15 protein-coding genes, 1 tRNA gene and 3 rRNA genes are annotated in these 24,214 nt (G+C 54.3%); 16 read left to right on the plus strand and 3 right to left on the minus strand.

Features of this window, described 5'->3' with window-relative positions; all coding sequences use genetic code 11:
* From nfi to ACLHV8_RS01145, 4 genes are all read left to right on the plus strand, one after another.
* Positions 1-672: a deoxyribonuclease V gene (nfi, locus tag ACLHV8_RS01130; protein WP_049007696.1), complete on the plus strand. Its 672-nt coding sequence runs from the start codon at positions 1-3 to the stop codon at positions 670-672.
* Between the two features lie 41 nt (positions 673-713).
* Complete coding sequence (locus ACLHV8_RS01135; RefSeq protein WP_028018463.1) at positions 714-1,304, plus strand: YjaG family protein; 591 nt, start codon at positions 714-716, stop codon at positions 1,302-1,304.
* 186 nt (positions 1,305-1,490) lie between these two features.
* On the plus strand, positions 1,491-1,763 hold the full coding sequence (gene hupA, locus ACLHV8_RS01140; protein ID WP_002445246.1) for a nucleoid-associated protein HU-alpha: 273 nt from the start codon (positions 1,491-1,493) through the stop codon (positions 1,761-1,763).
* An 11-nt stretch (positions 1,764-1,774) separates the two neighbouring features.
* Positions 1,775-2,467 (plus strand): DUF1481 domain-containing protein, encoded by a 693-nt coding sequence (locus ACLHV8_RS01145; protein WP_049007695.1) that lies wholly within the window; start codon positions 1,775-1,777, stop codon positions 2,465-2,467.
* A 57-nt stretch (positions 2,468-2,524) separates the two neighbouring features.
* Here ACLHV8_RS01145 and purD read toward each other — a convergent pair whose 3' ends face one another.
* Together purD and purH are read right to left on the minus strand one after the other, a co-directional pair.
* Positions 2,525-3,817 carry a phosphoribosylamine--glycine ligase gene (gene purD / locus ACLHV8_RS01150; protein ID WP_208595245.1) on the minus strand — a complete coding sequence of 431 codons (1,293 nt, stop codon included), beginning with the start codon at positions 3,815-3,817 and terminating at the stop codon, positions 2,525-2,527.
* A gap of 15 nt (positions 3,818-3,832) precedes the next feature.
* On the minus strand, positions 3,833-5,422 hold the full coding sequence (gene purH / locus ACLHV8_RS01155; protein WP_129325403.1) for a bifunctional phosphoribosylaminoimidazolecarboxamide formyltransferase/IMP cyclohydrolase: 1,590 nt from the start codon (positions 5,420-5,422) through the stop codon (positions 3,833-3,835).
* 565 nt (positions 5,423-5,987) lie between these two features.
* Here purH and ACLHV8_RS01160 point away from each other — a divergent pair.
* The 8 genes from ACLHV8_RS01160 to aceK all read left to right on the plus strand — a co-directional run bounded on the left by ACLHV8_RS01160 (position 5,988) and on the right by aceK (position 17,098).
* Positions 5,988-7,524: ribosomal RNA gene (locus ACLHV8_RS01160) — 16S ribosomal RNA — on the plus strand.
* An 85-nt stretch (positions 7,525-7,609) separates the two neighbouring features.
* Positions 7,610-7,685: transfer RNA gene (locus ACLHV8_RS01165), tRNA-Glu, on the plus strand.
* Between the two features lie 192 nt (positions 7,686-7,877).
* Positions 7,878-10,782: ribosomal RNA gene (locus ACLHV8_RS01170) — 23S ribosomal RNA — on the plus strand.
* A 70-nt stretch (positions 10,783-10,852) separates the two neighbouring features.
* Positions 10,853-10,966, plus strand: a 5S ribosomal RNA gene (gene rrf / locus ACLHV8_RS01175).
* Together the 16S, 23S and 5S rRNA genes with 1 tRNA gene alongside form the textbook arrangement of a ribosomal RNA operon.
* A gap of 179 nt (positions 10,967-11,145) precedes the next feature.
* Positions 11,146-12,075 carry a homoserine O-succinyltransferase MetA gene (metA, locus tag ACLHV8_RS01180; protein WP_028017990.1) on the plus strand — a complete coding sequence of 310 codons (930 nt, stop codon included), beginning with the start codon at positions 11,146-11,148 and terminating at the stop codon, positions 12,073-12,075.
* Between the two features lie 270 nt (positions 12,076-12,345).
* On the plus strand, positions 12,346-13,947 hold the full coding sequence (gene aceB / locus ACLHV8_RS01185; protein WP_208594790.1) for a malate synthase A: 1,602 nt from the start codon (positions 12,346-12,348) through the stop codon (positions 13,945-13,947).
* Between the two features lie 31 nt (positions 13,948-13,978).
* Positions 13,979-15,283: an isocitrate lyase gene (gene aceA, locus ACLHV8_RS01190; protein ID WP_028017988.1), complete on the plus strand. Its 1,305-nt coding sequence runs from the start codon at positions 13,979-13,981 to the stop codon at positions 15,281-15,283.
* A 51-nt stretch (positions 15,284-15,334) separates the two neighbouring features.
* Complete coding sequence (gene aceK / locus ACLHV8_RS01195) at positions 15,335-17,098, plus strand: bifunctional isocitrate dehydrogenase kinase/phosphatase (RefSeq protein ID WP_410376739.1); 1,764 nt, start codon at positions 15,335-15,337, stop codon at positions 17,096-17,098.
* Here the strand turns inward: aceK and iclR are convergent.
* Positions 17,052-17,879 carry a glyoxylate bypass operon transcriptional repressor IclR gene (gene iclR / locus ACLHV8_RS01200; RefSeq protein ID WP_075204663.1) on the minus strand — a complete coding sequence of 276 codons (828 nt, stop codon included), beginning with the start codon at positions 17,877-17,879 and terminating at the stop codon, positions 17,052-17,054. The two genes, aceK and iclR, sit on opposite strands and share 47 nt — an antisense overlap.
* 193 nt (positions 17,880-18,072) lie before the next feature.
* Here iclR and metH point away from each other — a divergent pair, with 193 nt between their 5' ends.
* The 4 genes from metH (at position 18,073) to ACLHV8_RS01220 (ending at position 24,210) form a co-directional block, all read left to right on the plus strand.
* Positions 18,073-21,756: a methionine synthase gene (gene metH, locus ACLHV8_RS01205; protein WP_208594792.1), complete on the plus strand. Its 3,684-nt coding sequence runs from the start codon at positions 18,073-18,075 to the stop codon at positions 21,754-21,756.
* A gap of 116 nt (positions 21,757-21,872) precedes the next feature.
* Positions 21,873-23,504: a Na/Pi cotransporter family protein gene (locus ACLHV8_RS01210; RefSeq protein ID WP_049007762.1), complete on the plus strand. Its 1,632-nt coding sequence runs from the start codon at positions 21,873-21,875 to the stop codon at positions 23,502-23,504.
* A gap of 95 nt (positions 23,505-23,599) precedes the next feature.
* Positions 23,600-23,893 carry a type II toxin-antitoxin system CcdA family antitoxin gene (locus ACLHV8_RS01215; protein ID WP_049007761.1) on the plus strand — a complete coding sequence of 98 codons (294 nt, stop codon included), beginning with the start codon at positions 23,600-23,602 and terminating at the stop codon, positions 23,891-23,893.
* On the plus strand, positions 23,893-24,210 hold the full coding sequence (locus ACLHV8_RS01220) for a CcdB family protein (protein ID WP_208594794.1): 318 nt from the start codon (positions 23,893-23,895) through the stop codon (positions 24,208-24,210). Before ACLHV8_RS01215 ends, ACLHV8_RS01220 begins: the two co-directional genes overlap by 1 nt.
* The last annotated feature ends 4 nt before the right edge of the window (positions 24,211-24,214 follow it).

A 24,214-nucleotide genomic window follows, 5' to 3' on the forward strand; every position in this document is an offset into this window, starting at 1 on the left:
ATGGATCTCGCGTCATTACGCGCCCAACAAATTGAACTGGCTTCATCCGTGATCCGCGAGGATCGTCTGGATAAGGATCCCCCGCAGTTTATCGGTGGAGCTGACGTCGGGTTTGAGCAGGGTGGGGACGTGACGCGAGCGGCGATGGTGGTACTGAAATATCCCTCGCTTGAGCTGGTGGAGTACAAAGTGGCGCGTATTGCCACCACTATGCCGTACATCCCGGGCTTTCTCTCCTTCCGCGAATACCCCGCGCTTCTGGCAGCGTGGGAACAGCTCTCGCAAAAACCTGACCTGCTGTTTGTCGATGGGCACGGTATTTCGCATCCGCGCCGTTTAGGCGTGGCCAGCCACTTTGGCCTGCTGGTGGATGTTCCCACCATCGGCGTTGCTAAGAAACGCTTGTGCGGCGCGTTTGAACCGCTTTCTGCCGAGCCTGGCGCGCTGGCGCCGCTCATTGATAAAGGTGAACAACTGGCGTGGGTATGGCGCAGCAAAGCCCGTTGTAACCCGCTGTTTATTGCCACCGGACATCGGGTGAGCATGGATAGCGCTCTGGGGTGGGTGCAGCGCTGTGTGAAGGGTTACCGGTTACCAGAGCCGACGCGCTGGGCTGATGCGGTGGCTTCTTCACGCCCAGCTTTTGTTCGTTGGCAGGAAATTCAGCGATGATTCAGGTAAACTGCGCCTAATTTTCGATTCGAGAGATCATCATGTTACAAAACCCGATTCACCTGCGCCTTGAGAAGCTGGAAAGCTGGCAGCACGTCACCTTTATGGCTTGCCTGTGCGAGCGCATGTATCCCAACTATGCCGCGTTCTGCAAGCAGACGGGCTTTGGTGATGGTCATATTTATCGCCGAATTCTGGATCTGATCTGGGAAACGCTGACGGTGAAAGACGCGAAGGTGAATTTCGACTCTCAGCTCGAAAAGCTGGAAGAGGCGATTCCGGTTGCGGATGATTTTGACCTGTACGGTGTCTATCCGGCGATCGATGCCTGTGTGGCGTTAAGCGAGTTGATTCACTCCCGCCTGAGTGGTGAAACGCTGGAGCATGCTATCGAAGTCAGTAAGGCATCAATTACGACCGTTGCGATGCTGGAAATGACTCAGGAAGGTCGTGAAATGACCGACGAAGAGCTGCGTGCGAACCCGGCGGTAGAACAAGAATGGGACATTCAGTGGGAAATTTTCCGCCTGCTGGCAGAGTGTGAAGAACGCGATATCGAGCTGATAAAAGGGCTGCGCGCGGACTTACGTGAGGCCGGTGAGAGCAATATTGGTATAATTTTTAACCAATGAGACAATAAAACTTGAGATAACGCCCGTTTTGTCGCTCCTCGACTCTTCCCTTTCGCCCCTTGTCTGGTCTACATTTGGGGGGCGAAAAAAAGTGGCTATCGGTGCGTGTATGCAGGAGAGTGCTTTTTTGGCATTTTCGTCGCACTCGATGCTTAGCAAGCGATAAACACATTGAAAGGATAACTTATGAACAAGACTCAACTGATTGATGTAATTGCGGACAAGGCTGATCTGTCTAAAGTGCAGGCTAAAGCTGCTCTGGAATCTACCCTGGCTGCAATTACTGAGTCTCTGAAAGAAGGCGATGCTGTACAACTGGTTGGTTTCGGTACCTTCAAAGTGAACCACCGTGCTGAGCGCACTGGCCGCAACCCGCAGACCGGTAAAGAAATCAAAATCGCCGCAGCTAACGTGCCAGCATTCGTTTCTGGTAAAGCTCTGAAAGACGCTGTTAAGTAAGACGCGTGGCAGTGAACAGTTTTAACGAAGGGGCGGTAACGCCCCTTTTGTCTGTCTGGCGTGGTGCGCTCGCGCTGGCCGGCGTGCTGTTGCTGTCAGCCTGTAGCCATGACTCCACTCTGCCACCGTTTACCGCCAGCGGCTACGCTGACAACCAGGGGGCGGTCAGGATCTGGCGCAAAGATTCCGGCGGGGAAGTGCATCTGCTTTCTGCTTTTAGCCCGTGGCATAACGGCAATACCTCGACCGCGGAGTATCGCTGGCAGGGCGATGACCTCACGCTGATCGAACTGAACGTCTACAGTAAAACCCCCGAACATGTGAAAGTCCGTTTTGATGACCATGGCGAGCTGAGCTTTATGCAGCGTGAAGTGAGTGGTCAAAAACAGCAGCTTTCCAGCGATCAAATTGCTCTCTATCGTTATCGTGCTGAACAGATCCGCCAGACCAGCGATGCGCTGCGTCAGGGACGCGTTGTACTGCGCCAGGGGCGCTGGCACGCCGATGGGACGGTAACAACTTGCGAAGGGCAGACAGTGAAGCCTGAGCTTGAATCCTGGGCAACCGAACATATTGAACGTCGTCAGCGTCATTCATCTATGGAGGTGAGTGTGGCGTGGCTTGAAGCACCGGAAGGTTCTCAACTGCTGCTGGTGGCGAACGAAGACTTCTGCACCTGGCAGCCGACAGAAAAAAGTTTCTGACGTAAATCCCCTCTCCCTTGAGGGAGAGGAGTTGGGTGAGTGTAACAGACGCTTCCGTTACTCCCCTTGCTCACGCGCAATCGCGCGATAGCCGATATCCTGACGGCTAAAGCTACCGTTCCAGTGAATATCCGCCATCAGCGCATAGGCGCGCTTCTGTGCTTCTGCAACGCTATGACCCAATGCGGTCGCACACAGCACGCGGCCACCGTTGGTCAGTACGCGATCGTCGTCAGACAGTTTCGTACCCGCATGGAACACTTTACCGCCTTCGAGCTCTTCCAGCGGCAGACCGTGGATCTCATCTCCGGTGTTGTAATTGCCTGGATAGCCGCCAGCGGCAATCACCACGCCCAGAGATGCACGTTTGTCCCACTCGGAAGTTTTCTCATCCAGCTTACCTTCACAGGCTGCCAGGCACAGATCGACCAGATCGGATTTCATGCGCAGCATGATTGGCTGAGTTTCTGGATCGCCAAAGCGGCAGTTGAACTCGATGACCTTAGGGTTACCCTGTTTATCGATCATCAGACCCGCATAGAGGAAACCAGTGTAAGTGTTCCCTTCGGCTGCCATACCTTTTACGGTTGGCCAGATGATGCGATCCATCGTGCGCTGATGTACTTCGTCAGTCACGACCGGAGCGGGTGAGTAAGCGCCCATACCGCCGGTGTTCGGGCCGGTATCCGCATTGCCTACGCGTTTATGATCCTGGCTGGTAGCCATCGGTAGAACGTGCTCGCCGTCGACCATTACAATGAAGCTCGCCTCTTCACCATCGAGGAACTCTTCGATCACGATGCGATGGCCTGCGTCGCCGAATGCGTTACCTGCCAGCATGTCCTGCACCGCGGCCTCCGCTTCTTCGAGAGTCATCGCCACGATAACGCCTTTACCGGCAGCCAGGCCGTCGGCCTTAATGACAATCGGCGCGCCTTTTTCACGCAGATAAGCCAGGGCTGGCTCAACTTCCGTGAAGTTCTGATATTCCGCCGTCGGGATGTTTTGACGCGCGAGGAAATCTTTGGTGAAGGCTTTGGAGCCTTCGAGCTGTGCTGCACCTTCGGTTGGCCCGAAGATTTTAAGGCCGGCCGCGCGGAACGCATCCACCACGCCAATCACCAGCGGCGCTTCCGGGCCGACGATGGTCAGATCGATTTTCTCGTTCTGGGCAAAGCTCAGCAGTGCTGGAATATCGGTCACGCCGATAGCCACGTTCTGCAGCGCAGGCTCCAGCGCCGTACCGGCGTTGCCCGGTGCCACAAAGACGGTTTTCACCAGCGGGGATTGTGCCGCTTTCCACGCCAGAGCGTGCTCGCGTCCGCCATTACCAATCACTAATACTTTCATTTTCTACTCCGGGAATTAATGGCGGAAGTGGCGCATGTCGGTGAAGATCATCGCAATACCGTGTTCATCGGCAGCGGCAATCACTTCGTCATCACGAATGGAACCGCCAGGCTGGATCACACAGGTGATGCCTACTGCTGCGGCAGCATCGATACCGTCACGGAACGGGAAGAAGGCGTCAGACGCCATGGCGGAGCCTTTCACTTCCAGACCTTCATCACCTGCTTTAATCCCGGCAATTTTTGCAGAGTAGACACGGCTCATCTGGCCTGCACCTATCCCGATGGTCATGTTCTCTTTCGCGTAGACAATGGCGTTGGATTTCACGAATTTCGCCACTTTCCAGCAGAACAGCGCATCACGCAGTTCCTGCTCGGTTGGTTGACGTTTGGTCACCACGCGCAGGTCGGCTTCTGTCACCATACCCAGGTCGCGGTCCTGAACCAGCAGACCGCCGTTCACGCGTTTGAAGTCCAGGCCTGGTACACGCTCAGCCCACTGGCCGCAAACCAGCACGCGCACGTTCTGTTTTGCAGAGGTGATTTTCAGCGCTTCTTCAGATGCGGATGGCGCGATGATCACTTCGACAAACTGACGGGAGATGATGGCCTGTGCCGTTTCAGCATCCAGCTCGCGGTTGAAGGCGATAATACCGCCGAACGCGGAGGTCGGGTCGGTTTTGTAGGCGCGATCGTAGGCATCCAGAATAGAACTACTTACCGCGACGCCGCATGGGTTGGCGTGCTTGACGATAACGCAGGCAGGCTCACTGAACTCTTTCACACATTCCAGCGCAGCATCGGTGTCAGCGATGTTGTTATAGGAAAGCGCTTTGCCCTGAACCTGTTGAGCGGTAGCAACCGAGGCTTCTTTGACTTCTTCTTCTATATAGAAGGCTGCCTGCTGGTGGCTGTTCTCACCATAACGCATATCCTGCTTCTTAATGAAGTTCAGGTTCAGGGTGCGCGGGAAGCGGCCAGAAGGATCTTTGCTTTCACCGTGGTAAGCCGGCACCAGGCTACCGAAGTAGTTGGCGATCATGCTGTCGTATGCAGCGGTGTGTTCGAATGCTTTGATGGCGAGATCGAAACGCGTTTGCAGAGTCAGTGACCCTTCGTTGGCATCCATCTCATTAATAATGGTGTTGTAGTCGCTGCTCTTCACCACGATAGCCACATCTTTATGGTTCTTGGCAGCGGAGCGCACCATGGTCGGGCCGCCGATATCAATATTCTCTACGGCATCTTCCAGCGAGCAGCCTTCGCGGGCAACAGTCTGAGCGAACGGATAGAGGTTAACGACGACCATGTCGATTGGCGCGATATCATGTTTTTCCATAATGGCGTCGTCCTGACCGCGGCGGCCAAGAATACCGCCGTGGACTTTCGGATGCAGGGTTTTGACGCGTCCATCCATCATTTCCGGGAAACCGGTGTAATCGGACACTTCGGTTACCGACAGACCTTTATCTGCTAACAGGCGAGCGGTACCGCCTGTGGAAAGCAGCTCCACACCACGTGCAGAAAGTGCCTGAGCGAATTCGACAATACCGGCTTTATCAGAAACACTGAGCAGAGCGCGGCGGACTGGACGACGTTGTTGCATGGTAAATCCCCTGGATTTCACGATTACAGAGAGCGTTAGATGAATTTTCCAGCGAAAAACTCATCTAACACACCTGACAGGGCATCCTTGTTAAGCGCGAACATTTTAACGAAAACGTTTGCGCAACGCTCGCACATTTTCACTTTTTCGTATCATTGTGGATAACTCTGTGTGTAAAAAGGTATAAAGCGGGGTTTTGCTGGGGAATGCAGCAGTCAGTCATTTTTTTGCAACTTTTCGGTTGCGGCCTGCGGAGAACTCCCTATAATGCGCCTCCATCGACACGGCAGATGTGAATCACTTCACAAACAACCCGGTCGGTTGAAGAGAAAAAATCCTGAAATAACGGGTTGACTCTGAAAGAGGAAAGCGTAATATACGCCACCTCGCAACGGTGAGCTGAAAGCCGCGTTGCAACTGCTCTTTAACAATTTATCAGACAATCTGTGTGGGCACTCAAAGTGACATGGATTCTTAATGTCTTCGGACACTAAATGAATACCAAGTCTCAACGAGTGAACACGTAATTCATTACGAAGTTTAATTCATTGAGCATCAAACTTTTAAATTGAAGAGTTTGATCATGGCTCAGATTGAACGCTGGCGGCAGGCCTAACACATGCAAGTCGAGCGGTAGCACAGAGAGCTTGCTCTCGGGTGACGAGCGGCGGACGGGTGAGTAATGTCTGGGAAACTGCCTGATGGAGGGGGATAACTACTGGAAACGGTAGCTAATACCGCATAACGTCGCAAGACCAAAGAGGGGACCTTCGGGCCTCTTGCCATCAGATGTGCCCAGATGGGATTAGCTAGTAGGTGGGGTAACGGCTCACCTAGGCGACGATCCCTAGCTGGTCTGAGAGGATGACCAGCCACACTGGAACTGAGACACGGTCCAGACTCCTACGGGAGGCAGCAGTGGGGAATATTGCACAATGGGCGCAAGCCTGATGCAGCCATGCCGCGTGTATGAAGAAGGCCTTCGGGTTGTAAAGTACTTTCAGCGGGGAGGAAGGTGCTGAGGTTAATAACCTCAGCAATTGACGTTACCCGCAGAAGAAGCACCGGCTAACTCCGTGCCAGCAGCCGCGGTAATACGGAGGGTGCAAGCGTTAATCGGAATTACTGGGCGTAAAGCGCACGCAGGCGGTCTGTCAAGTCGGATGTGAAATCCCCGGGCTCAACCTGGGAACTGCATTCGAAACTGGCAGGCTAGAGTCTTGTAGAGGGGGGTAGAATTCCAGGTGTAGCGGTGAAATGCGTAGAGATCTGGAGGAATACCGGTGGCGAAGGCGGCCCCCTGGACAAAGACTGACGCTCAGGTGCGAAAGCGTGGGGAGCAAACAGGATTAGATACCCTGGTAGTCCACGCCGTAAACGATGTCGACTTGGAGGTTGTGCCCTTGAGGCGTGGCTTCCGGAGCTAACGCGTTAAGTCGACCGCCTGGGGAGTACGGCCGCAAGGTTAAAACTCAAATGAATTGACGGGGGCCCGCACAAGCGGTGGAGCATGGTTTAATTCGATGCAACGCGAAGAACCTTACCTACTCTTGACATCCAGAGAACTTTCCAGAGATGGATTGGTGCCTTCGGGAACTCTGAGACAGGTGCTGCATGGCTGTCGTCAGCTCGTGTTGTGAAATGTTGGGTTAAGTCCCGCAACGAGCGCAACCCTTATCCTTTGTTGCCAGCGGTCCGGCCGGGAACTCAAAGGAGACTGCCAGTGATAAACTGGAGGAAGGTGGGGATGACGTCAAGTCATCATGGCCCTTACGAGTAGGGCTACACACGTGCTACAATGGCGCATACAAAGAGAAGCGACCTCGCGAGAGCAAGCGGACCTCATAAAGTGCGTCGTAGTCCGGATTGGAGTCTGCAACTCGACTCCATGAAGTCGGAATCGCTAGTAATCGTAGATCAGAATGCTACGGTGAATACGTTCCCGGGCCTTGTACACACCGCCCGTCACACCATGGGAGTGGGTTGCAAAAGAAGTAGGTAGCTTAACCTTCGGGAGGGCGCTTACCACTTTGTGATTCATGACTGGGGTGAAGTCGTAACAAGGTAACCGTAGGGGAACCTGCGGTTGGATCACCTCCTTACCTTAAAGAACCTGCCTTTGTAGTGCTCACACAGATTGTCTGATGAAAAGTAAATAGCAAGGCGTCTTGCGATTGAGACTTATACGTCCCCTTCGTCTAGAGGCCCAGGACACCGCCCTTTCACGGCGGTAACAGGGGTTCGAATCCCCTAGGGGACGCCACTTGCTGGTTCGTGAGTGAAAGTCACCTGCCGTCATATCTCAAAACTGACTTGCGAGTCATGTTTGAGATATTTGCTCTTTAAAAATCTGGATCAAGCTGAAAATTGAAACGACACACAGTTAATGTGTGTTCGAGTCTCTCAAATTTTCGCAAGTCGATGATGAATCGAAAGAAACATCTTCGGGTTGTGAGGTTAAGCGACTAAGCGTACACGGTGGATGCCCTGGCAGTCAGAGGCGATGAAGGACGTGCTAATCTGCGAAAAGCGCCGGCGAGGTGATATGAACCTTTGACCCGGCGATGTCCGAATGGGGAAACCCAGTGTGATTCGTCACACTATCGTTAACTGAATACATAGGTTAACGAGGCGAACCGGGGGAACTGAAACATCTAAGTACCCCGAGGAAAAGAAATCAACCGAGATTCCCCAGTAGCGGCGAGCGAACGGGGAGCAGCCCAGAGTCTGAATCAGCTTGTGTGTTAGTGGAACGGTCTGGAAAGTCCGGCGATACAGGGTGACAGCCCCGTACACGAAAAATGCACAGGTTGTGAACTCGAAGAGTAGGGCGGGACACGTGGTATCCTGTCTGAATATGGGGGGACCATCCTCCAAGGCTAAATACTCCTGACTGACCGATAGTGAACCAGTACCGTGAGGGAAAGGCGAAAAGAACCCCGGCGAGGGGAGTGAAAAAGAACCTGAAACCGTGTACGTACAAGCAGTGGGAGCACCTTCGTGGTGTGACTGCGTACCTTTGTATAATGGGTCAGCGACTTATATTCTGTAGCAAGGTTAACCGTATAGGGGAGCCGAAGGGAAACCGAGTCTTAACTGGGCGTTAAGTTGCAGGGTATAGACCCGAAACCCGGTGATCTAGCCATGGGCAGGTTGAAGGTTGGGTAACACTAACTGGAGGACCGAACCGACTAATGTTGAAAAATTAGCGGATGACTTGTGGCTGGGGGTGAAAGGCCAATCAAACCGGGAGATAGCTGGTTCTCCCCGAAAGCTATTTAGGTAGCGCCTCGTGAACTCATCTTCGGGGGTAGAGCACTGTTTCGGCTAGGGGGCCATCCCGGCTTACCAACCCGATGCAAACTACGAATACCGAAGAATGTTATCACGGGAGACACACGGCGGGTGCTAACGTCCGTCGTGAAGAGGGAAACAACCCAGACCGCCAGCTAAGGTCCCAAAGTCATGGTTAAGTGGGAAACGATGTGGGAAGGCACAGACAGCCAGGATGTTGGCTTAGAAGCAGCCATCATTTAAAGAAAGCGTAATAGCTCACTGGTCGAGTCGGCCTGCGCGGAAGATGTAACGGGGCTAAACCATGCACCGAAGCTGCGGCAGCGACGCTTATGCGTTGTTGGGTAGGGGAGCGTTCTGTAAGCCGTTGAAGGTGTCCTGTGAGGGATGCTGGAGGTATCAGAAGTGCGAATGCTGACATAAGTAACGATAATGCGGGTGAAAAGCCCGCACGCCGGAAGACCAAGGGTTCCTGTCCAACGTTAATCGGGGCAGGGTGAGTCGACCCCTAAGGCGAGGCCGAAAGGCGTAGTCGATGGGAAACAGGTTAATATTCCTGTACTTGGTGTTACTGCGAAGGGGGGACGGAGAAGGCTATGTTAGCCGGGCGACGGTTGTCCCGGTTTAAGCATGTAGGCGGAGGTTCCAGGTAAATCCGGTACCTTATTAACGCTGAGGTGTGATGACGAGGCACTACGGTGCTGAAGTAACAAATGCCCTGCTTCCAGGAAAAGCCTCTAAGCATCAGGTAACATCAAATCGTACCCCAAACCGACACAGGTGGTCAGGTAGAGAATACCAAGGCGCTTGAGAGAACTCGGGTGAAGGAACTAGGCAAAATGGTGCCGTAACTTCGGGAGAAGGCACGCTGATATGTAGGTGAAGCCCCTGCGGGTGGAGCTGAAATCAGTCGAAGATACCAGCTGGCTGCAACTGTTTATTAAAAACACAGCACTGTGCAAACACGAAAGTGGACGTATACGGTGTGACGCCTGCCCGGTGCCGGAAGGTTAATTGATGGGGTTAGCGGCAACGCGAAGCTCTTGATCGAAGCCCCGGTAAACGGCGGCCGTAACTATAACGGTCCTAAGGTAGCGAAATTCCTTGTCGGGTAAGTTCCGACCTGCACGAATGGCGTAATGATGGCCAGGCTGTCTCCACCCGAGACTCAGTGAAATTGAACTCGCTGTGAAGATGCAGTGTACCCGCGGCAAGACGGAAAGACCCCGTGAACCTTTACTATAGCTTGACACTGAACACTGGTCCTTGATGTGTAGGATAGGTGGGAGGCTTTGAAGCGTGGACGCCAGTCTGCGTGGAGCCGCCCTTGAAATACCACCCTTTAATGGCTGGTGTTCTAACGTAGACCCGTAATCCGGGTTGCGGACAGTGTCTGGTGGGTAGTTTGACTGGGGCGGTCTCCTCCCAAAGAGTAACGGAGGAGCACGAAGGTTAGCTAATCCTGGTCGGACATCAGGAGGTTAGTGCAATGGCATAAGCTAGCTTGACTGCGAGAGTGACGGCTCGAGCAGGTGCGAAAGCAGGTCATAGTGATCCGGTGGTTCTGAATGGAAGGGCCATCGCTCAACGGATAAAAGGTACTCCGGGGATAACAGGCTGATACCGCCCAAGAGTTCATATCGACGGCGGTGTTTGGCACCTCGATGTCGGCTCATCACATCCTGGGGCTGAAGTAGGTCCCAAGGGTATGGCTGTTCGCCATTTAAAGTGGTACGCGAGCTGGGTTTAGAACGTCGTGAGACAGTTCGGTCCCTATCTGCCGTGGGCGCTGGAGAATTGAGGGGGGCTGCTCCTAGTACGAGAGGACCGGAGTGGACGCATCACTGGTGTTCGGGTTGTCATGCCAATGGCATTGCCCGGTAGCTAAATGCGGAAGAGATAAGTGCTGAAAGCATCTAAGCACGAAACTTGCCCCGAGATGAGTTCTCCCTGACTCCTTGAGAGTCCTGAAGGAACGTTGAAGACTACGACGTTGATAGGTCGGGTGTGTAAGCGCAGCGATGCGTTGAGCTAACCGATACTAATGAACCGTGAGGCTTAACCTTACAACGCCGAAGCTGTTTCGGCGAAGAGAGACAGAAGATTTTCAGCCTTGATACAGATTAACAGAATTTGCCTGGCGGCTTTAGCGCGGTGGTCCCACCTGACCCCATGCCGAACTCAGAAGTGAAACGCCGTAGCGCCGATGGTAGTGTGGGGTCTCCCCATGTGAGTAGGGAACTGCCAGGCATCAAACAAGAAGAACCCCGTACCGTAAGGTGCGGGGTTTTTTGCTTTGGATCTTACACATTCCCTCCTTGAAACTTTCTCACCTTTCACTTGCAGACTCGACATTCAGATCATTTCTGGTTATCGTTAGCTGTCTGGATGTCTAAACGTTTATACGTATGCTGTGAGGATATAAGGTTATGCCGATTCGGGTGCAGGACGAGCTACCAGCCGTCAATTTCTTACGTGAAGAAAATGTCTTTGTCATGACGGCTTCACGCGCTACAGGTCAGGAAATTCGCCCGCTGAAGGTGCTTATTCTCAATCTGATGCCAAAAAAGATCGAAACAGAAAACCAGTTTCTTCGTCTGCTTTCGAACTCCCCGCTTCAGGTTGATATCCAGCTGCTACGAATTGATGCCCGTGAGTCGCGAAATACACCTTCTGAGCATCTGAACAATTTCTACTGTAACTTCGATGACATCCGCGATGAAAACTTCGATGGACTGATTGTAACGGGAGCACCACTGGGCCTGGTTGAATTCAATGATGTTGCCTACTGGCCGCAGATAAAACAGGTGCTGGAGTGGGCAAAAGATCACGTCACCTCCACGCTTTTTGTCTGTTGGGCGGTCCAGGCGGCACTGAATATCCTGTATGGCATTCCAAAGCAAACCCGCACTGAAAAGCTCTCTGGCGTATATGAACACCATATTCTGCATCCACACGCATTACTGACGCGCGGATTTGATGACACTTTCCTTGCCCCACACTCTCGCTATGCCGATTTCCCGGCACAACTGATCCGCGATTACACCGATCTGGAGATCCTGGCTGAAACGGAAGACGGTGATGCCTACCTGTTTGCCAGCAAAGATAAGCGTATTGCTTTTGTCACCGGGCATCCCGAGTATGACCCAAACACCCTCGCGGCTGAGTTTTTCCGTGACGTCGAAGCGGGTCTGAATCCGGATGTTCCGTACAACTATTTCCCGAAAAACGATCCGCAAAACAAACCGAGAGCAACCTGGCGCAGCCACGGGAATTTGCTGTTTACGAACTGGCTCAACTATTACGTCTACCAAATCACACCATACGATCTGCGTCACATGAATCCGACGCTGGAGTAATCTTCTGCACTAAACGATCCTAAAGCGTTTCAGCTATTCAGATCAGGCACCTTCGGGTGCCTTTTTTATTTCCGAAATGCCACTCACCACTCAATAAAACTTTAATTTCAATTAAATCAATAAATTGGATCTAAAATTAAATTAAAATGGAAATTGTTTTTGATTTTGGAAAAAATATAGATAGTCTTAATTCTGCTGAGCGAAAACTACACAACGATCTTTCGTTCGCATTGGGGATGTGAATTTGGATCTTTGATGAGGAGCAGAGTGATGACTCAACAGGCAACGACGGTCGATGAACTGGCCTTTACCCAGCCGTATGGCGAGCAAGAACAGCAAGTTTTGACGGCGGAAGCGGTAGAATTCCTGACTGAACTGGTAACGCGCTTTACGCCACAGCGTAATAAGCTGCTGGCAGCGCGCATTCATCAGCAGCAGGAAATTGACGATGGCAAGTTGCCTGGTTTTATTTCGGAAACCGCTTCCATTCGTCGCGGTGAGTGGAAAATCCGCGGCATCCCTGAAGATTTACAGGATCGCCGGGTTGAGATCACGGGGCCGGTAGAGCGCAAAATGGTGATCAACGCCATGAACGCGAACGTTAAAGTCTTTATGGCTGATTTTGAGGACTCACTGGCGCCAGACTGGAACAAAGTTATCGACGGGCAGATCAATCTGCGCGACGCCGTGAACGGCACCATCAGCTATACCAACGAAGCCGGCAAAATTTACCAGCTCAAACCGAACCCGGCGGTGCTGATATGCCGCGTACGCGGGCTGCACCTGCCTGAAAAACACGTCACCTGGCGTGGGGAAGCCATTTCGGGCAGCCTGTTTGATTTCGCGCTCTATTTCTTCCACAACCACAAAAACCTGCTGGCAAAAGGTAGCGGCCCTTACTTCTATCTGCCGAAAACCCAATCCTGGCAGGAAGCGGCCTGGTGGAGTGAGGTGTTTAGTTATGCGGAAGATCGATTCAACCTGCCGCGCGGCACTATCAAAGCCACGCTGCTGATTGAAACGCTGCCTGCCGTGTTCCAGATGAATGAAATTCTGCATGCCCTGCGCGATCACATTGTCGGCCTGAACTGCGGGCGCTGGGACTACATTTTCAGCTACATCAAGACCCTGAAGAATTATCCCGATCGCGTACTGCCGGATCGTCAGGTTGTCACCATGGATAAACCGTTCCTGAGCGCCTACTCGCGTCTGCTGATCAAAACCTGCCACAAGCGTGGTGCCTTTGCGATGGGCGGCATGGCCGCGTTTATTCCAAGCAAAGATGCGGAGCGTAATAGCCAGGTACTCAACAAGGTGAAAGCCGATAAAGAGCTTGAAGCACGCAATGGTCATGACGGGACGTGGATTGCACATCCGGGCCTGGCCGATACCGCGATGGAGGTATTCAACCGCGTGCTTGGCGACAATAAAAACCAGCTGTTTGTCACGCGTGAAGACGATGCGCCAACAGCCGAAGAGCAACTGCTGGCACCGTGTGCGGGTGAACGCACTGAAGAGGGCATGCGTGCCAATATTCGCGTCGCCGTGCAATACATCGAAGCGTGGATCTCCGGCAACGGCTGTGTGCCGATCTACGGCCTGATGGAAGATGCCGCGACGGCGGAGATCTCACGGACCTCCATCTGGCAGTGGATCCACCATCAAAAAACACTCAGCAATGGTAAGCCGGTAACCAAATCCCTGTTCCGCCAGATGCTGGCCGAAGAGATGCGGGTGATCCAGGACGAGCTGGGCGAACACCGCTTCAGCAGTGGACGTTTTGACGACGCTGCGCGCCTGATGGAGCAAATCACCACATCAGATGACTTAATCGACTTCCTGACCCTGCCGGGCTACCGCTTCCTGGCGTAACTCACCACATAACAATATGGAGCATCTGCACATGAAAACCCGTACCCAACAAATCGAAGAATTAAAGAAAGAGTGGACACAACCTCGCTGGGAAGGCATCCGCCGTCCGTACAGCGCGGAGGAAGTGGTGAAATTACGCGGCTCGGTCAATCCGGAATGCACGCTGGCGCAAAATGGCGCGGCGAAAATGTGGAAGCTGCTGCACGGTGGTTCCAAAAAAGGTTACATCAACAGCCTTGGCGCGCTGACGGGCGGTCAGGCACTGCAGCAGGCAAAGGCGGGGATAGAAGCCATTTACCTGTCCGGCTGGCAGGTCGCGGCGGACGCTAACCTGGCCTCCAGCATGTACCCGGATCAGTCGCTCTATCCGGCTAACTCCGTACCGTCGGTCGTGGATCGGATCAACAACACCTTCCGCCGTGCGGATCAGATCCAGTGGGCGGCAGGCATTGAGCCAAACGATCCGCGCTTTATTGATTACTTCCTGCCGATAGTTGCGGATGCGGAAGCGGGTTTCGGTGGCGTGCTGAACGCCTTCGAGCTGATGAAATCGATGATTGAGGCCGGTGCAGCGGCCGTTCACTTCGAAGACCAGCTGGCGTCAGTGAAGAAATGCGGACATATGGGCGGCAAAGTGCTGGTCCCGACCCAGGAGGCGATTCAGAAACTGGTTGCGGCGCGTCTGGCTGCTGACGTGCTCGGCGTGCCGACATTGGTCATTGCCCGTACGGATGCGGATGCAGCTGACCTGATTACCTCAGATTGCGACCCGTACGACAGCGAGTTCATTACCGGTGAACGTACCAGCGAAGGGTTCTATCGTACCCATGCCGGTATTGAGCAGGCGATAAGCCGTGGTCTGGCGTACGCTCCTTATGCGGACCTGGTCTGGTGCGAAACCTCCACGCCGGATCTGGCTCTGGCAAAACGCTTTGCCGATGCCATTCATGCGAAGTACCCGGGCAAACTGCTGGCCTACAACTGCTCACCGTCCTTCAACTGGCAGAAAAAACTGGACGACAAGACAATCGCCAGCTTCCAGCAGCAGCTGTCCGACATGGGCTACAAATACCAGTTCATTACTTTGGCAGGCATCCACAGCATGTGGTTCAACATGTTCGACCTGGCGCACGCCTATGCGCAGGGTGAGGGCATGAAGCACTACGTTGAGAAGGTGCAGCAGCCGGAATTTGCCGCGGGTAAAGATGGCTACACCTTCGTGTCTCACCAGCAGGAGGTGGGAACTGGCTACTTTGATAATGTGACCACGATTATTCAGGGCGGCACCTCCTCCGTCACCGCCTTAACGGGATCAACCGAAGAAGCACAGTTCTAAACTTTTCCCCCTCTCCCCCCTCGGGGAGAGGGTTGGGGTGAGGGGGGATATATGTCGCGTGGTCTGGAATTACTGATTGCCCAAACTATTTTGCAGGGCTTCGATGCCCAGTATGGCCGTTTTCTGGAAGTGACCTCCGGCGCGCAGCAGCGCTTCGAACATGCAGACTGGCATGCGGTTCAGCAGGCCATGAAGCAGCGTATCCATCTCTACGACCACCATGTGGGTCTGGTGGTGGAGCAGTTGCGCTGTATCACCGACGGTAAAAGTCCAGACGCGGAATTTTTACTGCGCGTGAAAGAGCACTACACCCGTTTGTTACCCGATTACCCGCGCTTCGAGATTGCGGAGAGCTTCTTTAACTCCGTCTATTGTCGGTTATTTGACCACCGCTCATTATCTCCTGAGCGGTTATTTATTTTCAGCTCCCAGCCCGAGCGGCGTTTTCGTACTATTCCTCGTCCGCTGGCGAAAGATTTCTTTCCCGATCGCGGGTGGGAAAAGCTCCTGCACCGCGTGTTAACAGACTTGCCGCTGCGTTTACCCTGGGAGAATAAAACCCGGGATATCGGCTATATCCACGCGCATCTCACTGAAACCTTCGGCGAGGACGTTCTTGGGCACAGCCATTTGCAGGTCGCCAATGAACTGTTCTATCGCAATAAAGCCGCCTGGTTGGTGGGCAAACTGGTTACGCCGGCAGCCATCGTGCCGTTTCTGTTACCGATCCACCGCACCGACGACGGCGAACTGTTTGTCGATACCTGTCTGACCACCAGCGCCGAAGCCAGCATTGTGTTTGGCTTCGCCCGTTCCTACTTTATGGTCTACGCGCCGTTACCTGCCGCGCTCGTGGAATGGTTGCGCGAGATCCTGCCGGGCAAAACCACCGCCGAGCTGTATATGGCGATTGGTTGCCAGAAGCACGCTAAAACGGAAAGCTACCGGGAATACCTGCGCTATGTCACTGCCGCTGATGAGAAGTTTATCGAAGCACCGGGCATTCGCGGCATGGTAATGCTGGTGTTTACGCTGCCGGGCTTTGACCGGGTCTTTAAGGTAATTAAAGACAGATTCGCGCCGCAAAAAGAGATGACGGCTGCACATGTCCGCGCCTGCTACCAGCTGGTTAAAGAGCACGACCGTGTTGGACGCATGGCCGATACCCAGGAATTCGAAAACTTTGTGCTGGATAAGCAGCAGATCGATCCGGCGCTAATGGCGCTTTTAATGCAGGAAGTACCCGGCAAAATCACCGATATTGGTGACAAAATTGTGATTAACCATCTCTACATTGAACGCCGTATGGTGCCCCTGAACATCTGGCTGGAGCAGTCCGAAGGTCAGGCGCTTCGCGATGCCATTGAAGAGTATGGCAATGCGATTCGCCAGCTTGCTGCCGCCAATATCTTCCCGGGGGATATGCTGTTTAAAAACTTCGGCGTCACCCGCCACGGGCGCGTCGTGTTCTACGATTACGATGAAATTTGTTACATGACTGAGGTGAATTTCCGCGACATCCCGCAGCCCCGCTATCCGGAAGATGAACTCTCCGGTGAGCCATGGTACAGCGTCTCGCCGGGTGATGTATTTCCTGAGGAGTTCCGCCACTGGCTGTGCGCTGACCCGCGAATTGGGCCATTATTCGCAGAGATGCACGACGATCTGTTCCACGCCAGTTACTGGCGTGGATTGCAAACGCGAATTAAGAATGGGCATGTTGAAGATGTGTACGCCTATCGACGTAAGCAGCGGTTTTGCGTGCGGTTTAACGAATCCCACCATACGCCAGCGTCACCTCTTTCGCCGCCTTAATCACCAGCGCACCCAGTTCGGTCACGCGATCATCCGTCATGCGTGAAATCGGCCCGGAGATGGAGATGGCGGCGAACGGCTCGCGGTGTTCGTCAAAGATACAGGCTGCAATGCAACGCAGGCCCAGAGCATGTTCCTCGTCATCAAACGAATAGCCGCGTTTGCGGGTCAGGGCCAGATCCTCTTTAAGATGCACCGGCGAAACCAGCGTTGCGTGGGTGTAGGCGTGCAACCCTTTACGGTGCAATAACCCCGTCACCTGCTCTTCGCTCAGTTGCGACAGAAACGCTTTCCCCGCCCCGGAGGCGTGCATAGGGAGCTTGCCGCCAATGGGGGCCGACATACGCATCAGCTGCGTACACTGTACCTGGTCGATGATGATCGCCTGATGGTCGCTCTGGTCGAGTACCGCCAGGTTTACCGTCTCGCCGGAATCTTCCATCAGCTTGCGCAGGATCGGGTGCACAATCGCCAGCAGATTACGGCTTTGCAGGAAGCTGCTGCCGACGATAAACGCATGCGCGCCTACAGCCCAGTGTCCCAGCTCACCGACCTGACGGACAAAGCCCAGCTGCTGCATGGTGGTCAGCAGTCGATGCGTTGTGGAGTTCGGCAGGCCAGCCTGCTGGGCCAGCTCCGTCAGGGCCACGCTGTTGTGCGACTCGGCTATCCACTCCAGCAGCTTCAAACCGCGCGTGAGCGATTGAACCTGTCCGCCCTGTTGTGCGGCGGTGGTAGCAGCAGGTTTTCTGCCGCGTTTAGCGGGAACGGTCGCGACCATGACGATCTCCTTTTTCTGTATCGTGGAAATCATTTTCGTTTTATTTGGTGAATTTGCAACCGTTATCCTGACTGATCGGAGGAGTGATAGTGAACATGTCTCATGTTACCCCTGTGTGACTTTTCCACCCTGCGAGATTATGCCAGTATGGAATGCAGCCTTTTGGCCTTGTTGAGCGTTGTCGGGAGCAAGTGTGAGCAGCAAAGTAGAGCAACTGCGTGCGCAGTTAAATGAACGAATTCTGGTGCTGGACGGCGGCATGGGCACTATGATCCAGGGCTATCGTCTGAGCGAAGACGATTTCCGCGGCGAGCGCTTTGCCGACTGGCCATGCGATCTGAAGGGTAACAACGACCTGCTGGTGCTGAGCAAGCCGCAAGTCATTACCGATATCCACAACGCGTACTTCGAAGCGGGTGCAGATATCGTTGAAACCAACACCTTCAACTCGACAACCATCGCCATGGCGGATTACCAGATGGAATCCCTGTCGGCGGAAATCAACTTTGAAGCCGCGAAGCTGGCGCGCGCCTGCGCCGACGAGTGGACGGCCCGCACGCCGGACAAGCCGCGCTACGTTGCCGGGGTGCTTGGCCCTACCAACCGCACCGCGTCGATTTCACCGGACGTGAACGACCCGGCGTTTCGTAATATCACCTTTGACCAGCTGGTTGCCGCCTACCGCGAATCGACCAAAGCGCTGGTGGAAGGCGGTTCCGATCTGATCCTGATTGAAACGGTGTTCGATACCCTCAACGCTAAAGCCGCGATTTACGCGGTGAAAGAGGAGTTCGAGGCGCTGGGCGTTGACCTGCCGATCATGATTTCCGGCACCATTACCGACGCCTCCGGCCGTACCTTATCCGGCCAGACAACCGAAGCCTTTTATAACTCACTGCGCCACGCCGAAGCGCTCTCCTTCGGCCTGAACTGCGCACTGGGGCCAGATGAACTCCGTCAGTACGTACAGGAACTGTCGCGCATTGCGGAATGTTACGTCACCGCGCACCCGAACGCCGGTTTGCCGAACGCGTTTGGTGAATACGATCTCGATGCCAACACCATGGCGGCGCAAATCCGCGAGTGGGCCGAGTCTGGTTTCCTGAACATCGTCGGTGGCTGCTGCGGCACGACGCCTGAGCATATCGCGGCCATGAGCAATGCGGTGGCCGGGCTGCCGCCACGAAAATTACCTGAGCTGCCTATTGCCTGTCGTCTCTCCGGCCTTGAGCCGTTGACCATCGGTGACGACAGCCTGTTTGTGAACGTGGGTGAGCGTACTAACGTCACCGGTTCAGCAAAGTTCAAACGTCTGATTAAAGAAGAGAAGTACAGCGAAGCGCTGGACGTCGCCCGCCAGCAGGTTGAGAGCGGTGCTCAAATTATTGATATCAACATGGATGAGGGGATGCTCGATGCCGAAGCGGCGATGGTGCGTTTCCTCAACCTGATTGCCGGTGAACCGGACATCGCCCGCGTGCCGATCATGATTGACTCCTCTAAGTGGGAAGTCATCGAGAAAGGGCTGAAATGCATTCAGGGTAAAGGCATCGTTAACTCCATCTCGATGAAAGAAGGCGTTGATATCTTTATCCATCACGCGAAGCTGGTACGCCGTTACGGCGCGGCCGTTGTGGTTATGGCCTTTGATGAAGTGGGCCAGGCAGACACCCGCGAGCGCAAGATTGAGATTTGCCGCCGTGCGTACAAAATTTTGACCGAAGAGGTAGGCTTCCCCCCGGAAGACATCATCTTTGACCCGAACATTTTCGCTGTGGCGACCGGGATTGAAGAGCACAACAACTACGCCCAGGACTTTATCGGCGCGTGTGAAGACATTAAGCGCGAGCTGCCGCATGCGCTGATCTCCGGCGGTGTATCGAACGTATCGTTCTCGTTCCGCGGTAACGACCCGGTGCGTGAAGCTATTCACGCCGTGTTCCTCTACTACGCCATCCGTAACGGGATGGATATGGGGATCGTAAACGCCGGACAGCTCGCGATTTACGACGACCTGCCGGCAGAACTGCGCGACGCGGTAGAAGACGTGATCCTGAACCGTCGTGACGATGCCACCGAGCGGATGCTGGATCTGGCGGAGAAATACCGTGGCAGTAAATCGGATGAAGCAGCCAACGTTCAGCAGGCCGAGTGGCGTTCCTGGGATGTGAAAAAGCGTCTGGAATATTCGCTGGTGAAAGGTATTACCGAGTTTATCGAACTGGATACCGAAGAAGCGCGTCTTCAGTCCGCACGTCCGATTGAAGTGATCGAAGGGCCACTGATGGACGGCATGAACGTGGTTGGCGATCTGTTCGGTGAGGGCAAAATGTTCCTGCCGCAGGTAGTGAAATCCGCCCGCGTGATGAAGCAGGCGGTGGCCTATCTTGAACCGTTTATCGAAGCCAGCAAAGAGAAAGGCTCCAGCAACGGGAAAATGGTGATCGCCACCGTGAAGGGCGATGTTCACGACATCGGCAAGAATATCGTCGGCGTGGTGCTGCAGTGTAATAACTACGAGATTATCGATCTTGGCGTGATGGTACCTGCGGACAAAATCCTCAAAACCGCACGTGAAGTGAATGCCGACCTGATTGGCCTCTCCGGGCTGATCACCCCGTCGCTTGATGAGATGGTCAACGTGGCGAAAGAGATGGAGCGTCAGGGCTTTACCATTCCGCTGCTGATTGGTGGGGCGACCACCTCAAAAGCGCACACGGCGGTGAAAATCGAGCAGAACTACAGTGGTCCAACGGTCTACGTGCAAAATGCCTCGCGAACGGTAGGCGTGGTGTCCGCGCTGCTCTCTGACACCCAGCGCGACGAGTTTGTTACGCGCACCCGCAAAGAGTACGAAACCGTCCGTATTCAGCACGGTCGCAAGAAACCGCGCACACCGCCTGTTACGTTGCAGGCGGCACGCGATAACGATCTGGCGTTTGACTGGTCGAGCTATACGCCACCTGTCGCGCATCGTCTGGGCGTGCAGGATGTGACTGCCAGCATCGAGACGCTGCGCAACTACATCGACTGGACGCCGTTCTTTATGACCTGGTCGCTGGCGGGCAAATATCCGCGCATCCTCGAAGACGAAGTAGTCGGTGAAGAAGCACAGCGCCTGTTTAAAGATGCCAACGAGATGCTCGACAAACTGAGTGTGGAGAAAACCCTCAACCCGCGTGGCGTGGTGGGGCTGTTTCCGGCGAACCGCGTGGGCGACGATGTTGAAATCTATCGCGATGAAACCCGCACTCACGTGCTGGCGGTGAGTCACCATCTGCGTCAGCAAACCGAGAAAGTGGGTTTCGCGAACTACTGCCTGGCCGATTTCGTTGCGCCGAAGCTTTCTGGTAAAGCCGATTACATCGGCGCATTTGCCGTAACCGGTGGTCTGGAAGAAGATGCCCTGGCGGATGCGTACGAAGCGCAGCACGATGATTACAACAAAATCATGGTCAAAGCGATTGCCGACCGCCTGGCGGAAGCCTTCGCCGAGTACCTGCACGAGCGCGTACGTAAGGTACTCTGGGGCTACGCGGCCAATGAGAACCTCAGCAACGAGGAACTGATCCGCGAAAACTATCAGGGGATTCGTCCGGCACCTGGCTACCCGGCCTGCCCGGAACACACCGAAAAGGGAACCATCTGGAAGCTGCTGGATGTTGAAGCGCATACAGGGATGAAACTCACCGAGTCGTTCGCCATGTGGCCAGGGGCGTCCGTTTCCGGCTGGTATTTCAGCCATCCTGACAGCAAGTACTTCGCCGTGGCGCAGCTGCAACGCGATCAAATCGAAGATTACGCCCTGCGCAAAGGTATGAGTGTCTCTGAAGTGGAGCGTTGGCTAGCGCCGAATTTAGGCTACGACGCGGACTGACGTCACTTTTCCTTACAACAAACAGGGCGCTCATTGGGCGCCCTGTCTCTTTATTACGTTTAAACCCTTATACTGAACCAAGGGAAAACGAATAACGATAAGGAGGAACATCTTCCGTGCTGATTCTGTTACATCTGCTCTCCGCAGTCGCACTTCTGGTATGGGGCACCCATATTGTCCGTACCGGCGTGATGCGCGTATTTGGTGCCCGTTTACGTACCGTTCTCAGCAGCAGCGTTGAGAAGAAACCGCTCGCCTTCTGCGCGGGTATTGGCGTAACGGCACTGGTTCAGAGCAGCAACGCCACGACGCTGCTTGTCACCTCGTTTGTGGCGCAAGATCTGGTGGCGCTGGCCCCGGCGCTGGTGATTGTACTGGGTGCTGATGTAGGTACCGCGTTGATGGCGCGTATCCTTACCTTTGATCTCTCCTGGCTGTCGCCGTTGCTGATTTTTATTGGCGTCATCTTCTTCCTCGGCCGCAAACAAACGCGAGCCGGACAGCTCGGACGCGTAGGGATTGGCCTGGGGCTTATCCTGCTGGCGCTGGAACTGATTGTGCAGGCGGTCACTCCCATTACCGAGGCTAATGGTGTTCAGGTCATCTTCGCTTCGCTGACTGGCGACATCATGCTGGACGCGCTGATCGGTGCAGTGTTTGCCATCGTCAGTTACTCGAGCCTGGCTGCGGTACTGCTGACAGCAACACTCACCGCTGCAGGGGTGATCTCCTTCCCGGTCGCGTTATGTCTGGTGATCGGGGCTAACCTCGGTTCTGGCCTGCTGGCGATGCTCAACAACAGTGCCGCTAATGCTGCCGCCCGTCGCGTAGCGCTTGGCAGCCTGTTGTTCAAGCTGGTGGGCAGCCTGATTATCCTGCCCTTTATCCACCCGCTGGCGAACCTGATGGACAACCTTCCGCTGCCGAAGGCGGAGTTGGTGATCTATTTCCACGTTTTCTATAACCTGGTGCGCTGCCTGGCGATGGTGCCTTTTGCTGAGCCGATGGCCCGTTTCTGTGAACGACTTATTCAGGATGAACCGGAGCTGGATGCGCGTCTGAAACCTAAGCATCTGGATACGTCCGCGTTGGACACCCCTGCACTGGCGCTGGCGAATGCTGCCCGTGAGACGCTGCGTATAGGCGATGCGATGGAAACCATGCTCGAAGGGCTGCAAAAGGTGATGCACGGCGAGCCACGTGAAGAGAAAGAGCTGCGCAGACTGGCGGACGACATCAACGTGCTCTATACCGCCATCAAGCTCTATCTTGCGCGTATTCCGCAGGATGAACTGGCGGAGGAGGAGTCCCGCCGCTGGGCGGAAATTATCGAGATGTCGCTTAACCTGGAGCAGGCCTCAGATATCGTTGAGCGCATGGGCAGCGAGATTGCCGACAAATCCCTTGCCGCGCGTCGCGCATTTTCAGGTGAAGGCCTGAAGGAGCTGGAGGCGCTGCACGAACAGCTGGTCAGCAACCTCAAGCTGGCGATGTCGGTGTTCTTCTCCAGCGACGTGCCGAGTGCGCGCCGCCTGCGCCGCAACAAGCATCGTTTCCGTATTCTGAACCGCCGCTACTCGCACGCCCACGTTGAGCGTCTGCATCAGCAGAACGTGCAGAGTATCGAAACGAGTTCGCTGCACCTGGGGCTGCTGGGGGATATGAAACGTCTCAACTCGTTGTTCTGCGCGGTGGCGTACAGCGTGATGGAACAGCCGGATGAAGACGACGAGCGGGATGAATATTAATCTCTGAAAGCGCCTCGCAAAACCGTTTTGCGAGGCGTGACACCTTATAAAGCGCCATTTACTCTTCAGACCTTACATTTTTAAGGGAATAGAAAATGCTCGTTTATTACGCTACTCTTCGCCAATTCATGCGCATTCCGATGGGGGTTCTCATGCGCACTACTCAAGGCATTAAAAAATCAGTTAATGTGTCGTTAGCACCAGAAATTCTTGAAGAGGCGCGACGGCTTAAACTTAATCTATCCGCTGTACTCACGGCTGCGCTGCAGGAGCAGTTTCGTGCGCATCAGCGCGCCGAGTGGTTAGCAGAAAATAAAGCTTCTATTGAGGCCATTAACCAGTGGGTTGATGAAAACGGCTCTTTTAGTGACTTTCAGAGGTCGTTCTGATGGAGCAATATTTTGCTTATGAGAATGAAGGTAAGGGGAAAACTGCCTATCCCTGGCTAATCAATATGCAGCATCCCGTGGCCAATGTGATGAAGCATATCCTGGTCGCCCCCGCAGTTGAGCTTAGCCACCTGGGAGGCATTCAACCGCCTGCGAAAGTGTGCCCTGTCGTTGAGATAGCGGGTAAGCTCTGCGTGGTCATGATGCACATGATGGCAGGCATATCGCCAAAAGAGTTAGGCGAGCGTGTCGCCGATCTTACGCAAAACCGGGCTTCATTGCGGGATGCACTCGATTTTTTGATCAACGGTTACTAACACT

The sequence above is a fragment of the Enterobacter sp. CPE_E863 genome, from assembly GCF_046521465.1.
GTDB classification, from domain to species: domain Bacteria; phylum Pseudomonadota; class Gammaproteobacteria; order Enterobacterales; family Enterobacteriaceae; genus Enterobacter; species Enterobacter adelaidei.